Annotated in this window: 12 protein-coding genes; 4 read left to right on the top strand and 8 right to left on the bottom strand. The window is 66.9% G+C overall.

Translation table 11 applies throughout. The features are described 5' to 3' along the window. Positions 1 to 103: 103 nt before the first annotated feature. From G394_RS0102450 to G394_RS0102425, 6 genes are all read right to left on the bottom strand, one after another. Positions 104 to 1,426, bottom strand: coding sequence for a malic enzyme-like NAD(P)-binding protein (locus G394_RS0102450; RefSeq protein ID WP_028576297.1), 1,323 nt, complete (start codon positions 1,424 to 1,426; stop codon positions 104 to 106). Positions 1,427 to 1,715: 289 nt separating this feature from the next. After that, positions 1,716 to 2,273: a Fe-S-containing hydro-lyase gene (locus tag G394_RS0102445; protein ID WP_028576296.1), complete on the bottom strand. Its 558-nt coding sequence runs from the start codon at positions 2,271 to 2,273 to the stop codon at positions 1,716 to 1,718. After that, positions 2,273 to 3,112: a fumarate hydratase gene (locus G394_RS0102440; protein WP_028576295.1), complete on the bottom strand. Its 840-nt coding sequence runs from the start codon at positions 3,110 to 3,112 to the stop codon at positions 2,273 to 2,275. The genes G394_RS0102445 and G394_RS0102440 overlap by 1 nt, the downstream gene beginning before the upstream one ends. 3 nt (positions 3,113 to 3,115) lie before the next feature. Then, the gene (locus G394_RS0102435; RefSeq protein ID WP_028576294.1) at positions 3,116 to 3,853 is read right to left on the bottom strand and encodes a fumarate reductase iron-sulfur subunit; all 738 of its coding nucleotides are present in this window, start codon (positions 3,851 to 3,853) and stop codon (positions 3,116 to 3,118) included. Between the two features lie 10 nt (positions 3,854 to 3,863). Further along, the gene (locus G394_RS0102430; protein ID WP_028576293.1) at positions 3,864 to 5,720 is read right to left on the bottom strand and encodes a fumarate reductase flavoprotein subunit; all 1,857 of its coding nucleotides are present in this window, start codon (positions 5,718 to 5,720) and stop codon (positions 3,864 to 3,866) included. A gap of 15 nt (positions 5,721 to 5,735) precedes the next feature. Beyond that, positions 5,736 to 6,386: a succinate dehydrogenase/fumarate reductase transmembrane subunit gene (locus G394_RS0102425; protein ID WP_028576292.1), complete on the bottom strand. Its 651-nt coding sequence runs from the start codon at positions 6,384 to 6,386 to the stop codon at positions 5,736 to 5,738. A 232-nt stretch (positions 6,387 to 6,618) separates the two neighbouring features. Between G394_RS0102425 and G394_RS0102420 the strand changes: the two genes are divergently transcribed. The 3 genes from G394_RS0102420 to G394_RS0102410 are packed head-to-tail and all read left to right on the top strand — an operon-like array spanning position 6,619 to position 10,814. Further along, positions 6,619 to 9,087, top strand: a complete 2,469-nt coding sequence (locus tag G394_RS0102420) for a heavy metal translocating P-type ATPase (RefSeq protein WP_028576291.1) — start codon at positions 6,619 to 6,621, stop codon at positions 9,085 to 9,087. 42 nt (positions 9,088 to 9,129) lie between these two features. Further along, complete coding sequence (locus G394_RS19930; RefSeq protein ID WP_028576290.1) at positions 9,130 to 10,323, top strand: HDOD domain-containing protein; 1,194 nt, start codon at positions 9,130 to 9,132, stop codon at positions 10,321 to 10,323. A gap of 32 nt (positions 10,324 to 10,355) precedes the next feature. Then, positions 10,356 to 10,814, top strand: coding sequence for a GyrI-like domain-containing protein (locus G394_RS0102410; protein ID WP_028576289.1), 459 nt, complete (start codon positions 10,356 to 10,358; stop codon positions 10,812 to 10,814). A gap of 30 nt (positions 10,815 to 10,844) precedes the next feature. Here the strand turns inward: G394_RS0102410 and G394_RS17625 are convergent, their stop codons facing one another. Together G394_RS17625 and ald are read right to left on the bottom strand one after the other, a co-directional pair. Further along, positions 10,845 to 11,696, bottom strand: coding sequence for a secretin N-terminal domain-containing protein (locus tag G394_RS17625; RefSeq protein WP_051306894.1), 852 nt, complete (start codon positions 11,694 to 11,696; stop codon positions 10,845 to 10,847). Between the two features lie 172 nt (positions 11,697 to 11,868). Then, a complete protein-coding gene (gene ald / locus G394_RS0102400) occupies positions 11,869 to 12,981 on the bottom strand; it encodes an alanine dehydrogenase (RefSeq protein WP_028576288.1) in 1,113 nt (370 codons plus the stop codon). Between the two features lie 344 nt (positions 12,982 to 13,325). Between ald and G394_RS0102395 the strand changes: the two genes are divergently transcribed. Further along, complete coding sequence (locus G394_RS0102395) at positions 13,326 to 14,648, top strand: cyclic 2,3-diphosphoglycerate synthase (RefSeq protein WP_028576287.1); 1,323 nt, start codon at positions 13,326 to 13,328, stop codon at positions 14,646 to 14,648. The last annotated feature ends 137 nt before the right edge of the window (positions 14,649 to 14,785 follow it).

Here is a 14,785-nt window from a genome sequence, read left to right as displayed (position 1 = left end):
GCGTGCGGTTCATGCTCCATCACTGCGGCCGCCATCCCCTTAGACAACACCGCCCCGCCGGCTTACGCTGACGGGGCGGTTCTTTTTGGGCTTCGGACGCCGATCAGAAGATCTGCGGGTAGCTCTTCACGAAGGCGTCGAGGCGTTCGCGGGACTTGGTGATCCTTTCCCGCAGCGAGGCCTTGTAGGCGTCCATGTCGGCGATGGGCTTGCGGGCCACGCCCGTGTCCATGGCGGCCTGGGCCACGGCGGCGGACTCGAACTCGATGAGGCGCAGGTCAACGGGTTTGGGGATGATGTAGTCGATGCCGAATTCCAGCTTGTCGACCCCGTAGGCTTCGAGGACGTAGTCCGGCACCGGCTGCTTGGCCAGGTCGGCCAGGGCCTTGGCGGCGGCCATTTTCATTTCTTCGTTGATGTTGGTGGCCATGACGTCCAGGGCGCCGCGGAAGATGAAGGGGAAGCCCAGGACGTTGTTGATCTGGTTGGGGTAGTCCGAGCGGCCCGTGGCCATGATGGCGTCGGGGCGGGCTTCCTTGGCGTCGGTGTAGGAGATTTCCGGGACCGGGTTGGCGCAGGCGAAGATGATGGGGTCCTTGGCCATGCCTTTGACCATGTCCTTGCTGACCACGCCGGCCTTGGACAGGCCCAGGAAGACGTCGGCTCCGACCATGGCCTCGGCCAGGGAGCCGTAGGCCTTCTTGGTGGCGAATTCCCGCTTCTGCTCGTTCAGGTCCGTGCGGCCCAGGTGCATGTGCCCGCGGGAGTCGAACATGGCGATGTTTTCGAGCTTCATGCCCAGCGCCACGTACAGCCGGGTGCAGGAGATGGCCGCGGCGCCGGCGCCGGATACGACCATGCGCAGGTCGCCGATCTTCTTGCCCGTGATTTCGAGCGCATTGAGCAGGCCGGCGGCGGAGATGATGGCCGTGCCGTGCTGGTCGTCGTGGAAGACCGGGATGCCCATTTCCTTTTTGAGCTTGTCCTCGATGTAGAAGCATTCCGGGGACTTGATGTCTTCGAGGTTGATGCCGCCGAAGGTGGGCTCCATGGCCTTGACGATCTCGCAGAGCTTGTCGGGGTCGGTCACGTCGAGGTTGATGTCGTAGACGTCGACGTCGGCGAAAATCTTGAAGAGCAGGCCCTTGCCTTCCATGACGGGCTTGCCTGCGTGGGCGCCGATGTTGCCCAGGCCCAGGACGGCGGTGCCGTTGGAGACCACGGCCACGAGGTTTCCGCGCCCGGTGTACTTGTAGGTCAGGTCCGGGTCCTTGGCGATGGCCAGGCAGGACTCGGCCACGCCCGGGCTGTAGGCCATGGTCAGGTGCTTCTGGGTGGAGTAGGGCTTGACCGGCACGACCTCGATTTTGCCGGGACGGACTTCGGAATGGTAATCCAGCGCTTCCTGGGGTGTGAAAAGGGCCATGTTGTCCTCCATGTGATGCCGCATGGGCGGCGTTGACAATTTCGGTGATCGGGCCGTGCGTATCCCGCACCGTAGGGGCGAAAAATTTTTCGCCCCTACAATGGTGCACATATTCGCACGGGGCGTGCGCGTGTGTCTCGTTTTGCGCCTAACACGAATAAAAATAATAAACGTCACGCCCGCGTTCAAGACGCAGCGTGTTCATGACTGCCAATCCCGCCCAACCGGGTCAAGGGGCGAGCCCCTTGCGGGGCGCGGGGCAGCGCCCCGCATCTCCCTCCTACCCTACTTATTCCAGCCCAGCTGCCGTCCGGTCGGGCTGCACGTACAGCTCGCCGCCGTGGCAGTCGTTGATGACCAGGAGCGGGAAGTCTTCCACGGTCAGTTCGCGGATGGCCTCAGGGCCCAGGTCGTCGAAGGCGATGACTTTGGCCGCCGTGATGCACTTGGACAGCAGGGCACCGGCCCCGCCCGTGGCGCCGAAGTAGACGGCCTTGTGGTCCGCGAGGGCCTGCTTGACCGCGTCGCTTCTCTTGCCCTTGCCGACGGAGGCTTTGCAGCCCAGGGCGTGCAGGCGCGGGGCGTAGGTGTCCATGCGGTAGCTGGTGGTCGGGCCGGCGGCGCCGATGGGGCGGCCGGGGGGCGCGGGGCTGGGGCCCACGTAGTAGATGACGGAGCCCTGCAGGTCGAAGGGCAGGGGTTCGCCCTTGTCGAGCAGGCCGCAGAGGCGCTTGTGGGCGGCGTCGCGGGCCGTGTAGATGGTGCCCGTCAGCCGGACCACGTCGCCGGCCTTGAGCCGGGTCGTGTCTTCGTCCGTGAGAGGTGTGCGCAGCGTATATTCGGCCATCAGAGTTCCACCTCCTGGTGTCTGGAGGAATGGCACTGGATGTTCACGGCCAGGGGGAGGCTCGCGATGTGGCAGGGGCTCATGGCTATCTTGACGGCCAGGCAGGTGGTCCTGCCGCCCAGGCCCATGGGGCCGATGCCGAGCTTGTTCAGGGCTTCGAGGAGTTCCCTTTCCATGCCGGCCAGCTTGGGGTCCGGGTTCACGTCGTCCAGTTTTCGCAGCAGGGCCTTTTTGGCCAGGATGGGCGCGTAGTCGAAGGTGCCGCCGATGCCGATGCCGACGATGGTCGGCGGGCAGGGGTTGGGACCGGCCTCGGCCACGCGCTCGATGACGAACTTCCTGATGCCGGGCCAGCCCTGGGCCGGGGCGAGCATGGTCACGCGGGACATGTTCTCGCTCCCCCCCCCCTTGGCCATGAAGGCGATTTTCAGTTTGTCGCCGGGCACGATGTCGAAGTGGATGACGGCCGGGGTGTTGTCCCCCGTGTTGGCGCGGGTCAGCGGGTCGCAGGCGGACTTGCGCAGGAAGCCTTCGGTGTAGCCCTTGCGCACGCCTTCGTTGATGGCCTCGCGGATGTTCATGCCCGCAACGCGCAGGTCCTCGCCGACGTCGACGAAGAACACGGCCAGCCCTGTGTCCTGGCACAGGGGCAGGCCGGTCCTTTCGGACAGTTCATAGTTCTCGGTCAGCTGGCGGAAGATCTCCCTGGCCGCGGCTCCGTCCTCGGCGGCAGCGCAGCGGGTGAAGCCGGCGCGCACGTCCTGCGGGAGGTTGCGGTTGGCGTCGATGCACATCCGGGCCACGGTGTCGATGATCTGTGTAGCGTCGATGGTGCGCATGGCCTATTTCCCGAAGAGGTTCCTGATGGCGGTGATGCCCATCTTGCGCCGCAGGAAGCCGAGCTGGTTCTGCAGGGGCAAGTGCTTGGGGCAGACGTCCTCGCAGGCCAAGAGGCCCATGCAGCCGAAGATGCCGTAATCGTTGCCGATGATCTCGAAGTACTCCTTGTCGGTGCGCTCGTCGCGCGGGTCGACGACGAAGCGGGCCACGCGGTTCAGGGCGGCGGCGCCGAGGAAGTCGTCGCGCATGCGGGCCGTGCCGCAGGCCGCGATGCAGCAGCCGCACTCCACGCAGCGTTCGAGTTCGTAGATCTGCTCAGCCACGGCGTTGTCCATGCGCTCTTCTTCCTTGGCGGGGTCGAAGACCTTTCTGGTGTGCACCCAGGACTCGGTCTTCTGGTACATTTCGCGGAACCAGACGCCCGTGTCCACGGACAGGTCGCCCACGAGCTTGAAGACCGGCAGGGGCAGCAGGACGATGTGGTCCGGCAGGTCCTTGGTCTTGGTCTGGCAGGCCAGGCGCGGACGGCCGTTGACGACCATGCCGCAGGACCCGCAGATGCCGGCCCGGCAGCAGAAGTCGAAGATGAGGCTCGGGTCCTGCTCCTCGCGCAGGCGGTTGAGGACGATGAACAGGGTCATGTTCGCCGTCTCCTCCAGCCGGTAGGTCTGCATGCGCGGTTCGGTTCCTTTTTCCTCGGGATTGTAGCGGAATATTTCGAAGGTCAGCATTCTGCCCATGGCGTGCTCCTTATTTGCCCTTGATGGTCTTGGCCGCGATCAGTGCGGGATCGGCCTGGATGATCTTGCCTCCGCCGTAGCCGCGTTCGCCCGGGGGGATCTCGAAGTACGGGGTGGCGTCCTCGTACTTGAGCACGGGCATGTCGGCGCCTTCGGGCCAGTAGGCCAGGGTCCTGTTGAGCCAGTTCTGGTCGTCGCGGGCGGGGTAGTCCTCGCGGTTGTGGCTGCCGCGGCTTTCCTTGCGGGCCAGGGCCCCGGCGGCGATGCACAGGGCCAGGCGCACCTGGCCGCGCAGCTTGAGGGCCGCGGCCAGCTCGTGGTTGGCGCCCAGGCCGTTCGAGACCAGGCCGATTTTCCCGGCGCGGTCGTACACGCCCTGCAGGGTCTCGATGCAGGTCTGCAGGTCCTTCTCGTTGCGGAAGACGAAGCAGCCCTTCATGAGGGCCTCCTGCATTTCGGAGCGGACCTTGTAGACGTTCTCCCTGCCCAGGCGCCCGGCGATGAGGTCGTCGATGCGCTGCTGCTGGCGTTTGACTTCGGCATTGATGGCGGCCGTGCTGTAGGTCGTCTCGCAGCCCCTCAGGTATTCGACGATGCATTTGCCGATGATGCCGCCGGCGACCACGGTCTCGGCCAGGGAGTTGCCGCCCAGGCGGTTGAAGCCGTGCATGTCCCAGCAGGCCGCCTCTCCGGCCGAGAAGAGGCCCTTCAGGCCATAGGCCGCGCCGGTCTTGTCCGTGCGGATGCCGGACATGGTGTAGTGCTGGGTCGGGCGGACCGGGATGAGCTGGGTGCGGGCGTCCACGCCGAGGAAGTTCTTGCAGATCTCGTCGACCTCGCGGAGCTTGGTGGAGATGTGCTTGTCGCCGAGGTGGCGGATGTCGAGCCAGAGGTGCTCGCCGTAGGCCGACTGCACGCCCTTGCCTGCGCGCATGTGTTCGGTCATGCGCCGGGCGACCACGTCGCGGGAGGCCAGTTCGGCCTTCTCGGGCTCGTAGATGTGCATGAAGCGCTCCTCGTTCACATCGAGGAGCGTGCCGCCGTCGCCGCGGCAGCCTTCGGTCACGAGGATGTCCGTGGGCACGATGCCCGTGGGGTGGAACTGGATGGACTCGGGGTTGCCGATGGGCACCAGGCCCGTTTCCTGGGCAATGGCGTTGCCCGCGCCGTCGCAGATGACGGCGTTGGTCGTGGCCGTGTAGAGCCGCCCGTAGCCGCCGGTGCAGACGACCGTGGCCTTGGCCAGGAAGACTTCGAGCTTGCCCGTGCGCAGGCAGCGCACCACCGCGCCCATGCACTTCTCGCCGTCATGGATGAGGGAGATGGCCTCCTTGCGGTCCAGGACCGTGATGCCAAGCTCCGCGCACTTGTTGTCCATGGTGCACATGACGGCGTGGCCCGTGCCGTCGGAGGTGTAGCATGTGCGCCACTTGGCCGTGCCGCCGAAGGAGCGGGCCGTGATGAGGCCTTCCTTCTCGGGCTTCTCGAACTTCTCGAACTTCTCGCCGCCCTTGAAATAGAAGGATTTGCCCGGCACGACGCGGTTCCACGGCACGCCCCAGTGGGCCAGGCGGCGCATCTCGATGGGCGCGGTGTCGGCGAACATGCGGGCCACTTCCTGGTCGCAGCCCCAGTCCGAGCCCTTGACCGTGTCCAGGAAATGCACATCTGGATTATCCCCCTCGCCCATGGCGCAGTTGCCGATGGCGGCCTGCATGCCGCCCTGGGCCGCGGAGGAGTGGGAGCGCCTGGCCGGCACGATGGACAGGCAGACGACGTCGAACCCCGCCAGGGCCGACTCCACGGCCACGCGTTCGCCCGAGAGTCCGGCGCCGATGACCAACAGATCAGAAGTATGGGTGTACATGGCAGCTCCCTGAAATTAGACGGTCATGGTGGCGTAGCGGGCCAGGGCGATGAGGGCCAGGGCGGTGACGCAGCCGAAGACGATGGTCAGGATCTTCACGGCCTTGGGCCGCAGGGCGTCGGTGATGAAACCCCACTTCACGCCGATGCGGTACACGCCGATGAAGATGTGCAGCTGCACCAGCGGCACAAGCAGCAGGTAGAAGAACGTCCAGCCGCCGCTCTGCACGCGGGCCGTGGACGTGGTCGCCAGGATGGCCGCGTCGTTGATGTTGGTCCACATGTGGATGGCGCCCAGAACGAGGATGATCATGGCCGAAACGGCCTGCACGATCCAAAGCCAGGTGTCGCGGTGGCGCAGGAGCTTGGCGTCGCGCCAGATGGCGGTCTGACCTTCGCTTCTGAAGGGGATCTTGCGGGCGGCCACGACGAAGTGGGTGAAGAAGAGGATGGGAACGAAGATGTGGGCCAGGGTGTCGAGGTGCAGGGTCTCCAGGAAGCCGGCGACGCCGTCCAGGGCCCCCGCGCCGAAGATGATGGACGAGGTGAGCAGGGTGTGGAAGGCCATGAACAGGACCAGACCGACGCCCGTGAGCATCTGGATCCAGTCGAGGTATGCATCCCGGCGGCTCGGGCGCGCGACATGCATGGTGGCATCAACGGACATACTTCCTCCGAAGTTGCGGAGCCGATGCAGTACAGGCTCCTGGTTGAACAACCAATTCGTTTGTCTCAACGCGATGATGCTCCGAAGAATTTCGGACATGGATTTTTGTAGAAAGAGTTGCTAGTCCATTGGGATTGATCAGTCAATCATGTACGTAGGGCGGGTACGTATCGTCCGCCCTGCAGAATGGAAAAAGTCCTGAAAAAATTGGAATAAAGGCTGGGAGGTGCGCATGGGTAGCGAAGCGAAACGTCTGACCGTCGGGGGAATGCACTGTGCTGCCTGTTCGTCGCGCATCGAGAAGGTGGTCGGGGGCATGCCCGGCGTGGAGGGGATCTCCGTCAACCTGGCCACAGGCGAGATGGACCTGCGCTACGACGCGGGCGGTGTGAAACTGGACGAAATTCTGGGGCGCGTGCGCGACATGGGCTTCAGCGTGGAGGAGCCGGCCGCCGAGACGGTGCTTGAGCTGCGCATCGGCGGCATGCACTGCGCGGCCTGCTCGTCGCGCATCGAGCGCATCGCGGCCGGCATGGACGGCGTGAAGGAGGCCGCGGTCAACCTCGGGGCCGAGAGCGGGCGGTTCGTCTTCGACCCGTCGAAGGTGTCCCAGCGCGCCCTGCGCCAGGCCATCCACGACGCGGGCTTCACCACGGACCTGCCGCGCCGGGAGAAGGCCGGGGAGGAGGAGGCGCGCATCGCCGCCCGCCTGGCCGAGAAGAGGCGCGGCGTGGTATGGGCCATGGCCTTTGCCCTGCCGCTCCTGGTCCTGTCCATGGGCCACATGTGGGGCCTGCCTCTGCCGCATTGGCTCGACCCCATGCACGCGCCCGGCGCCTTCGCCCTGGCCCAGCTCCTGTTGACCCTGCCCGTGGTCTGGAGCGGGCGCAGCTTCTATCTCGTGGGCTTCCCGGCCCTGGCCCGCCGCGCCCCGAACATGGACTCCCTGGTGGCCGTGGGCACGGGCGCGGCCCTGGTCTACTCCCTGTGGAACACGGTCGAGATCTGGCTCGGGGTGGACGCCATGGCCCGGGCTATGGACCTCTATTACGAGTCCGCGGCCGTGCTCATCGCCATGATATCGCTGGGCAAGTATTTCGAGGCCCGCTCCGTGTCCCGCACCACGGGCGCGGTGCGCGCCCTCATGGCCCTGGCCCCGGACACGGCTTTCCTGGTGGAGGGGAGCGGCGAGCGTGAGATCCCGGTGGAAGAGATCGAACCCGGCGACCTGCTGCGCATCCGCCCTGGCGGGCGTCTGCCCGTGGACGGCGAGGTGGCCGAGGGGGAGAGCCACGTGGACGAGTCCATGCTCACGGGCGAACCCCTGCCCGTGCGCCGGGCCCCCGGCGACACGGTCTTCGGCGGCACCCTGAACACCACGGGTTCCTTCGTCATGCGCGCCTCCCTGGTGGGCGAGGACACCATGCTTGCCCGCATCGTGCGCCTGGTGCGCGACGCCCAGGGCTCCAAGGCCCCCATCGCCAGCCTGGCCGACACCATCAGCTACTATTTCGTGCCCGTGGTCATGGCCCTGGCCCTGGTTTCGGGTCTGGCCTGGTACTTCTTCAGCGACGAGCCCTTCGTCTTCGCCCTGCGCATCGCCATCTCGGTGCTGGTCATCGCCTGCCCCTGCGCCATGGGCCTGGCCACGCCGACGTCCATCATGGTCGGCACGGGGCGCGGCGCGCAGCTGGGCGTGCTCATCAAGTCCGGCCGCGCCCTGCAGCGGGCCGGGGAGCTCGACACCCTGGTCTTCGACAAGACCGGGACGCTGACCGTGGGCAAGCCCGTGCTGGCCGAGGTCTGGACGGCGCGGGGCGAGGGTTTTGAAAGGGACGGCTTGGTGCGGCTGGCCGCGGCCGTGGAGGCCCAGTCCGAGCATCCCCTGGCCCGGGCCGTGGTGGCCGCGGCGGGAGGCACCGTGCCCAAGGCCTCGGGCTTTTCGGCCGTGCCCGGACAGGGCGTGAGCGCCGAGGCCGATGGCCGGCGGGTGGCCATCGGCAACGAGCTGATGATGCGCGCTCTGGGCATCGATCCGGCCGCGGCGGCCGCGGACCGCGCGCGCCTGGAAGGGCAGGGGGCCACGGTGGTCCATGTGGCCGTTGACGGGCGCCTGGCCGGCCTGCTGGCCATCAGCGATCAGATCAGGCCCGAGTCCGCGTCGACGGTCAAGCGGCTGCGGGAGCTGGGCATGGAGGTCGTGCTCCTGACGGGCGACTCCGAACGCGCGGCCCGCGCCGTGGCCGGGAAACTCGGCATCGAGCGGGTCGTGGCCGGGGTGCTGCCCGACCGCAAGGCCGAGGAGATCGAGGCCTTGCAGCAGGAAGGCCGGGTGGTCGGCATGGTCGGCGACGGCATCAACGACGCCCCGGCCCTGGCCCGGGCCGACCTGGGCGTGGCCATGGGCTCGGGCATGGACGTGGCCATGGAGTCGGGCGACGTGGTGCTCATGCGCGAGGACCTTTCGGGCGTGCTCACGGCGCTCTCCTTAAGCCGCGCGGTCATGCGCAACATCCGCCAGAACCTGTTCTGGGCCTTCGCCTTCAATACCATCGGCATCCCGGTGGCGGCCGGCCTTCTGCACCTTTTCGGCGGGCCTACCATGAGCCCCATGCTGGCCGGCACGGCCATGGCCATGAGCTCGGTCTTCGTGGTCTCGAACGCCCTGCGGTTGCGTTTTTTTGCCCCGCCGCATAGATGAGGAAATGGTCGGAGATTCGTTGTCTGCGCATGGAGGGACGGCATGGAGAAGCTCATCGATCGCGTCACGCCAGGTGAGACCCTGGCGGCGGACATCACGGACGGTACGGGACGCGTCCTCTACCCGCGCGGCGCGACCCTGAACGGGAGCGCCATCGAGGCCTTGCGCCAGCGCGGCGTTTCGACCGTGTCCGTCGTCGGGGAGCATGCGCCCCTCAACCCCTCGCTGCTGGCCAAGGCCACCGAGCGGGCGCGCAAGTACTATGCGGGCCACGACATGGCCATTCCCCCCGGACCCGTCCTGCTCGGCCTGCGCGTCGAGGCCGAGGCGCAGCGCATGGAAAAGGGGCTGCCTGCGCTGTTGCGGGAATGCCGGAAGCCCGTGGGGGACACCCCGTCCCCCGAAGAGCTGCCGACCTTCTGCCTGGACAGCTTCGAGCCGCCGCAGCTCTCGGCCGTGGCCTTCCAACTGAACCGGGAACTCTCCACCCCCGAACCCTCCAGCCGGAAGATCGTGTCCATCATCGGGCAGAGCCCTGGGCTCACGGCGCGCCTCCTGCGCCTGGTTAACTCCCCCCTTTATGGCTGCCACGGCAAGGTCGAGACCGTCTCGCGGGCCGTGACCATCGTGGGGCAGAAGGAAGTGGGCATGCTGGCCTCGAGTTTGCTGATGGTCGAGCAGTTCGGGGTGATTCCTGCGTCCGTGGTCGACATGCGAACCTTCCTCGAACATTGCCTGGCTTGCGCCCTGGCCAGCAAGGCCCTGGCCGAAGCCACGAAGGCCGTGGAGCCGGAGCAGGCCTTTGTCGCGGGCCTGCTGCACGACATCGGCCGGCTGTACTTCTTCACGGCCTTTCCGGAGCGCTCCCGGTACTGCATCAACAGCGGCCTCCGGCACGGCCGGCCGCTCATGGACGAGGAGGTCCTCTTCTTCGGCGTGGACCACGGGACCATGGGCCGTCATCTCCTGGAGGGCTGGGGTATGCCCAGATCCCTGAGCCAGGCCGCAGGCTTTCATCACGACCCCCTCAAGGCGCCGGATTCCATGCTGCCCGGCGTCCTACATCTGGCGGACCTTGTCGTCCACGCCATGGGCCTGGGGTGCAGCGGCGAGTGCGGCCCTCCGCCCATCAGGCCCGGCTTTGCCGCGCTGCTGCCCCTGCGGCCGGACCAGACCGCGGACATCGCCTCGCGCATCGCGGCGCAGCTCGACGCCATCGTGGCCGCCTTTGACTGAACCCGGAAACACTGACCCCCCAAGGAGGGCCCATGCAGATCGAGCGCAAGCGCATCCCGGCATACACGGCCATCGAGGCCGTCACGACCCTGACCATTCCCGATGTCCCGGCCTACGCCGAAAAGATCATCCCCATGCTCCTGGCCGAAGCCGAGAGCCGGGGCATGGCCGTGACCGGTCCCTGCGTCTTCACCTACGAAGGGTGCGACGGCTCTCCCGACAGGGAGTTCACCATGAAGGTCGGTTTTTCGGTTGACGCCTGCCGCGGTCAGGGCGCTTTCGCGTGCGCGGAGGTTGCCGCCCACGAATGCCTGAGCACCGTGTACCGCGGGCCCATGAAGGGGATCGGGCCGGCCTGGAGCGCTTTCACGCCGCAGGCCCTGCAAAGGGGCGAGGCGCTGCAGCCCGTCGGCCGCGAGGTCTACCTGGACTGGATTGACGAGGGCAGTGCGGACAACCAGGTCGAGCTGCAGATTCCTCTGCAGGGCTGAGGGTGCGGGGAGGGCCGGAGCGCCCCTGGTTCAGCGCACCTCCTCGACCAGCAGCCAGACGCTGCGGGTGTCGCGCGTTTCCTGCGCCGCGGCGCCCGTGGGGCTTCCCGTGCTTTCGTCCGTTCGGCTGGCGCCGCCGCCGAGTTCGATCCATTCCCCCAGTCGTCCCGTAACCGTGGTCGAGAGGCTCTGGGTGTCCACGTCGCGTCCGCGGCCTGCGAGGCTGTCGAACTGCGGGCTGATCTCGATGGTCACGCGGTCGCCCGACAGGCGCGGTACGGCGGAAAATCCCTGTCCGATGTCGACGTAGACCACGCCCTGGCTGGCCCTGACGCCGCCCGGCCGCATCTCTACGCGGCGGAAGGGCACGGCCAGGGACCGGCCGACCCTGATGAAGGCCTCGCCCCCGTCCATGACCCGCACGAACTGGTCCGCGCCGCTCGAGGAGCTGCTTCGGACGTCCTGCCCGTACACTCCGGCGGCCGACCCGCCGCTGCGCACCTCCACCCCGGTTCCGCCGGGCATGTTCCCTCCCGGCGCGACGACACGCACGTTGTCGCCGACCTCGACTGCGCCGGACACGCCCAGGGACCGCCTCGCGCCGCTCGTCTCGCGGCTCTGGCTGACGCGGATGAGCAGCTGGCGGACGGGTTGGTCGATGACGGCCAGCACCTTCCGCAGCTCCTGAAGGTTGGCGGGCGAGGTGCGCACGATGAGATGCCCGTTCATGCCCGACAGCGCCCCGCCCGGCTCGACGAGGGGCTCCAGCACGGGCAGGACATCCTCGACCGTGCGGTGGCGCAGTTCGATGATCTCCACCTGTTGCGCGGCCAGGACCGGCGTGGAGAGCAGGAGAATGATGCAGAGCAGTGCGAGGCGCATGGGAGCCTCCTTGTCTGTTGGTTGGGGTCGGCCGGAAGGGTGCGGCGGCGTCCGTGTTCCGTCCATACCGTCAACGCCGGGGCTTCGTCGAGGGACGAGCGCGGTGCGCAGGAAGACAAAAAGGCCGCCCCGGTGAAGGAGCGGCCTTTCGAAAGGCGGGTTTCTTCCACTCCTAGAGGCAGGATTCGGCCGGCGTGTAGGGCAGGCCGAAGGCGTCGGCCACGCCCTTGAAGGTGATCTTGTCGCCAACCATGTTCAGGCCGTTCTTGAGCCCCGGGTTTTCCTTGCAGGCGGCCTGCCAGCCCTTGTCCGCTATCTGCAGGGCGTAGGGCAGGGTGGCGTTGGTCAGGGCCATGGTCGAGGTGATGGGCACGGCGCCGGGCATGTTGGCCACGCAGTAGTGGATGATGCCGTCCACCTCGTAGATCGGGTCCGTGTGCGTGGTGGGCTTCGACGTCTCGAAGCAGCCGCCCTGGTCGATGGCCACGTCCACGAGCACGCAGCCCGGCTTCATGTCCTTGAACATCTCGCGGGTCACGAGCTTGGGCGCCTTGGCACCGACCACGAGGACCGCGCCGATGACTGCGTCGGCCTCCTTGGCCAGTTCGCGGATCTTGGCCGGGGAACTCATCAGCGGCGTGACGTTCTTGGGCATGATCTCCGAGAGGTAGCGCAGGCGGTCGAGGTTCATGTCCAGGATGTGGACGCGGGCACCCAGGCCGGCGGCCATCATGGCCGCGTTGGTGCCGACGATGCCGCCGCCGAGGACCAGGACGTTGGCCGGGGCCACGCCGGTCACGCCGCCCAGCAGGATGCCACGGCCGCCGTGGACGCGCTCATTGTACTTGGCGGCTTCCTGGGCGGCCATCCGTCCGGCCACCTCGCTCATGGGTGTCAGGAGCGGCAGGCCGCCCTGGGGGCCGGTTACGGTCTCGTAGGCGATGGCCACGGAGCCGGTCCGCATGAACTCGCGGGTCAGCTTCTCGTCGGCCGCGAAATGAAAATAGGTGAAGACGACCTGTCCGGGGCGGATCAGGCCGTATTCGGAAGGCTGGGGCTCCTTGACGTGCATGACCATGTCGGACTGGCCGTAGATGTCCGCCGGGGCTGCGACGATTTTAGCCCCTGCGGCCTCATAGTCGGCGTCAGCGAAGCCGCTGCCCACACCGGCCGTCTTTTCCACCAGCACGGTGTGCCCGTGCTGCTTCATGACTTCCACACCGGCCGGCGTCATGCAGACCCGGTTTTCCTGCGTCTTGATTTCCTTGAGAACGCCGACGATCATGTTCGAGCTCCTTGCGCTGCGTCTTGTGCCTGGGTTGAAGGGAACGATGCGGGACTCATGGCAAAAAGCTTACCACAACGCGAGGAAGCAGGCAAAGCCGGACGGAAAAATGGTCAATGCAGAAACGGCAAGGGTTTGCGGGGGGGGGCGTGGTCGCTTTCCCGTCGGAGCCGACCGCTGCGTGATACTCGGTTCTGCGTCCGTCTGGAATTATTTGTTTCCATTTTGATGATAATGGCTTGAAAATAGAGGGCGTCGACGCGATGCCCTATTTGGAATGTTATATTTCCAATATCTATATTTAATTTCCATTTTGTCGGACAGAGCTGGGCATGGAGGTTGCCATGGTCGAAAAGGTCATCATCATGGGCGCGGCCGGCCGTGATTTCCACAACTTCAACATCTATTTCCGCGGCAACCCGCGCTACCGCGTGGTCTGCTTCACGGCCACGCAGATTCCGGACATCGACGGCCGCGTCTACCCCCCGGAACTGGCCGGGGACATGTACCCCGAGGGCATCCCGGTCTTCGCCGACTCGGAGCTTGCGCGCCTCATCAGGGGGTTCTCCGTCGACCTCGTGGTCTTTTCCTATTCCGACATCACCCACAACGAGGTCATGCACAAGGCTTCCCTGGTCACGGCCGCGGGCGCGGACTTCATGATCGCCGGGGCAACCTACACCATGCTGCCGACGACCAGGCCGGTGGTGGCCGTGTGCGCCGTGCGCACGGGCTGCGGCAAGTCCCAGGTCAGCCGCGAGATCGTCCGCGTGCTTCAGGAGGATGGGCGCCGGGTGGTCATCGTGCGCCACCCCATGCCCTACGGCGACCTGCGCGCCCAGGCCGTGCAGCGTTTCGCCTCCCACGCCGATCTGGACCTTCATCGCTGCACCATCGAGGAGCGGGAGGAGTACGAGCCCATCCTGGACATGGGCGTGGTGGTCTACGCCGGGGTGGATTACTCCAGGATTCTGGCGCAGGCCGAGGCCGAGGCGGACGTCCTCGTCTGGGACGGCGGCAACAACGACACGCCGTTCTACAGGCCCGCCCTGCACGTCACGGTCTTCGACCCGCACCGTGCCGGGCACGAACTGCTCTACCATCCCGGCGAGACGAACATGCGCATGTGCGACGTGGCCGTCATCAACAAGGTCGATACGGCCCGGCCGGATCAGGTCGAGGCCGTGCTCGCGAACATCCGGGCCTGCAATCCGGGGGCGCGCATCGTCCTGGCCAGGTCGCCCCTGACCGTGGACCGTCCGGAGCTCATCCGGGGGCGTCGCGTCCTGGTGGTCGAGGACGGCCCGACCCTGACCCACGGCGGCATGCCCCACGGGGCGGGCTTCCTGGCCGCGCGGCAGTGCGGGGCGGCCGAGCTGGTGGACCCCAGGCCCTGGCTCGCCGGCAGTCTGGACGAGACCTTCGCCGCGTATCCGGACATCGGCCCCGTGCTGCCGGCCATGGGGTACGGCCCGGGGCAGATCCGCGACCTGGAGGCGACCATCGCTGCCGTGCCCTGCGACGCCGTGGTTTCGGGCACGCCCATCGACATCGCGCGCGTGCTGCGCATAGGCAAGCCCGTGGCCCGGGTGCGCTACGCCCACGCCGATCACGACGGGCCCGCGCTGGGCTCGGTGCTGTTGGAATTGCTGGAGGGGAAGGCGTAGGGGGTATTTTGCAGGCGGGGCTCATGCCCTTGGTTTCGTTCCGTCCGAAGATGGATTCCGCCTGCGCGGGAATGACGCTGTGGCAGGGCGGGAGATCCCGGCCTTGATCTTCCGCAGCGTGCCTGCAATGTTGGGTC

It is taken from the genome of Desulfomicrobium escambiense DSM 10707 (assembly GCF_000428825.1).
Taxonomy (GTDB): domain Bacteria; phylum Desulfobacterota; class Desulfovibrionia; order Desulfovibrionales; family Desulfomicrobiaceae; genus Desulfomicrobium; species Desulfomicrobium escambiense.
This window is presented reverse-complemented; position numbering and strand designations above follow the sequence as displayed.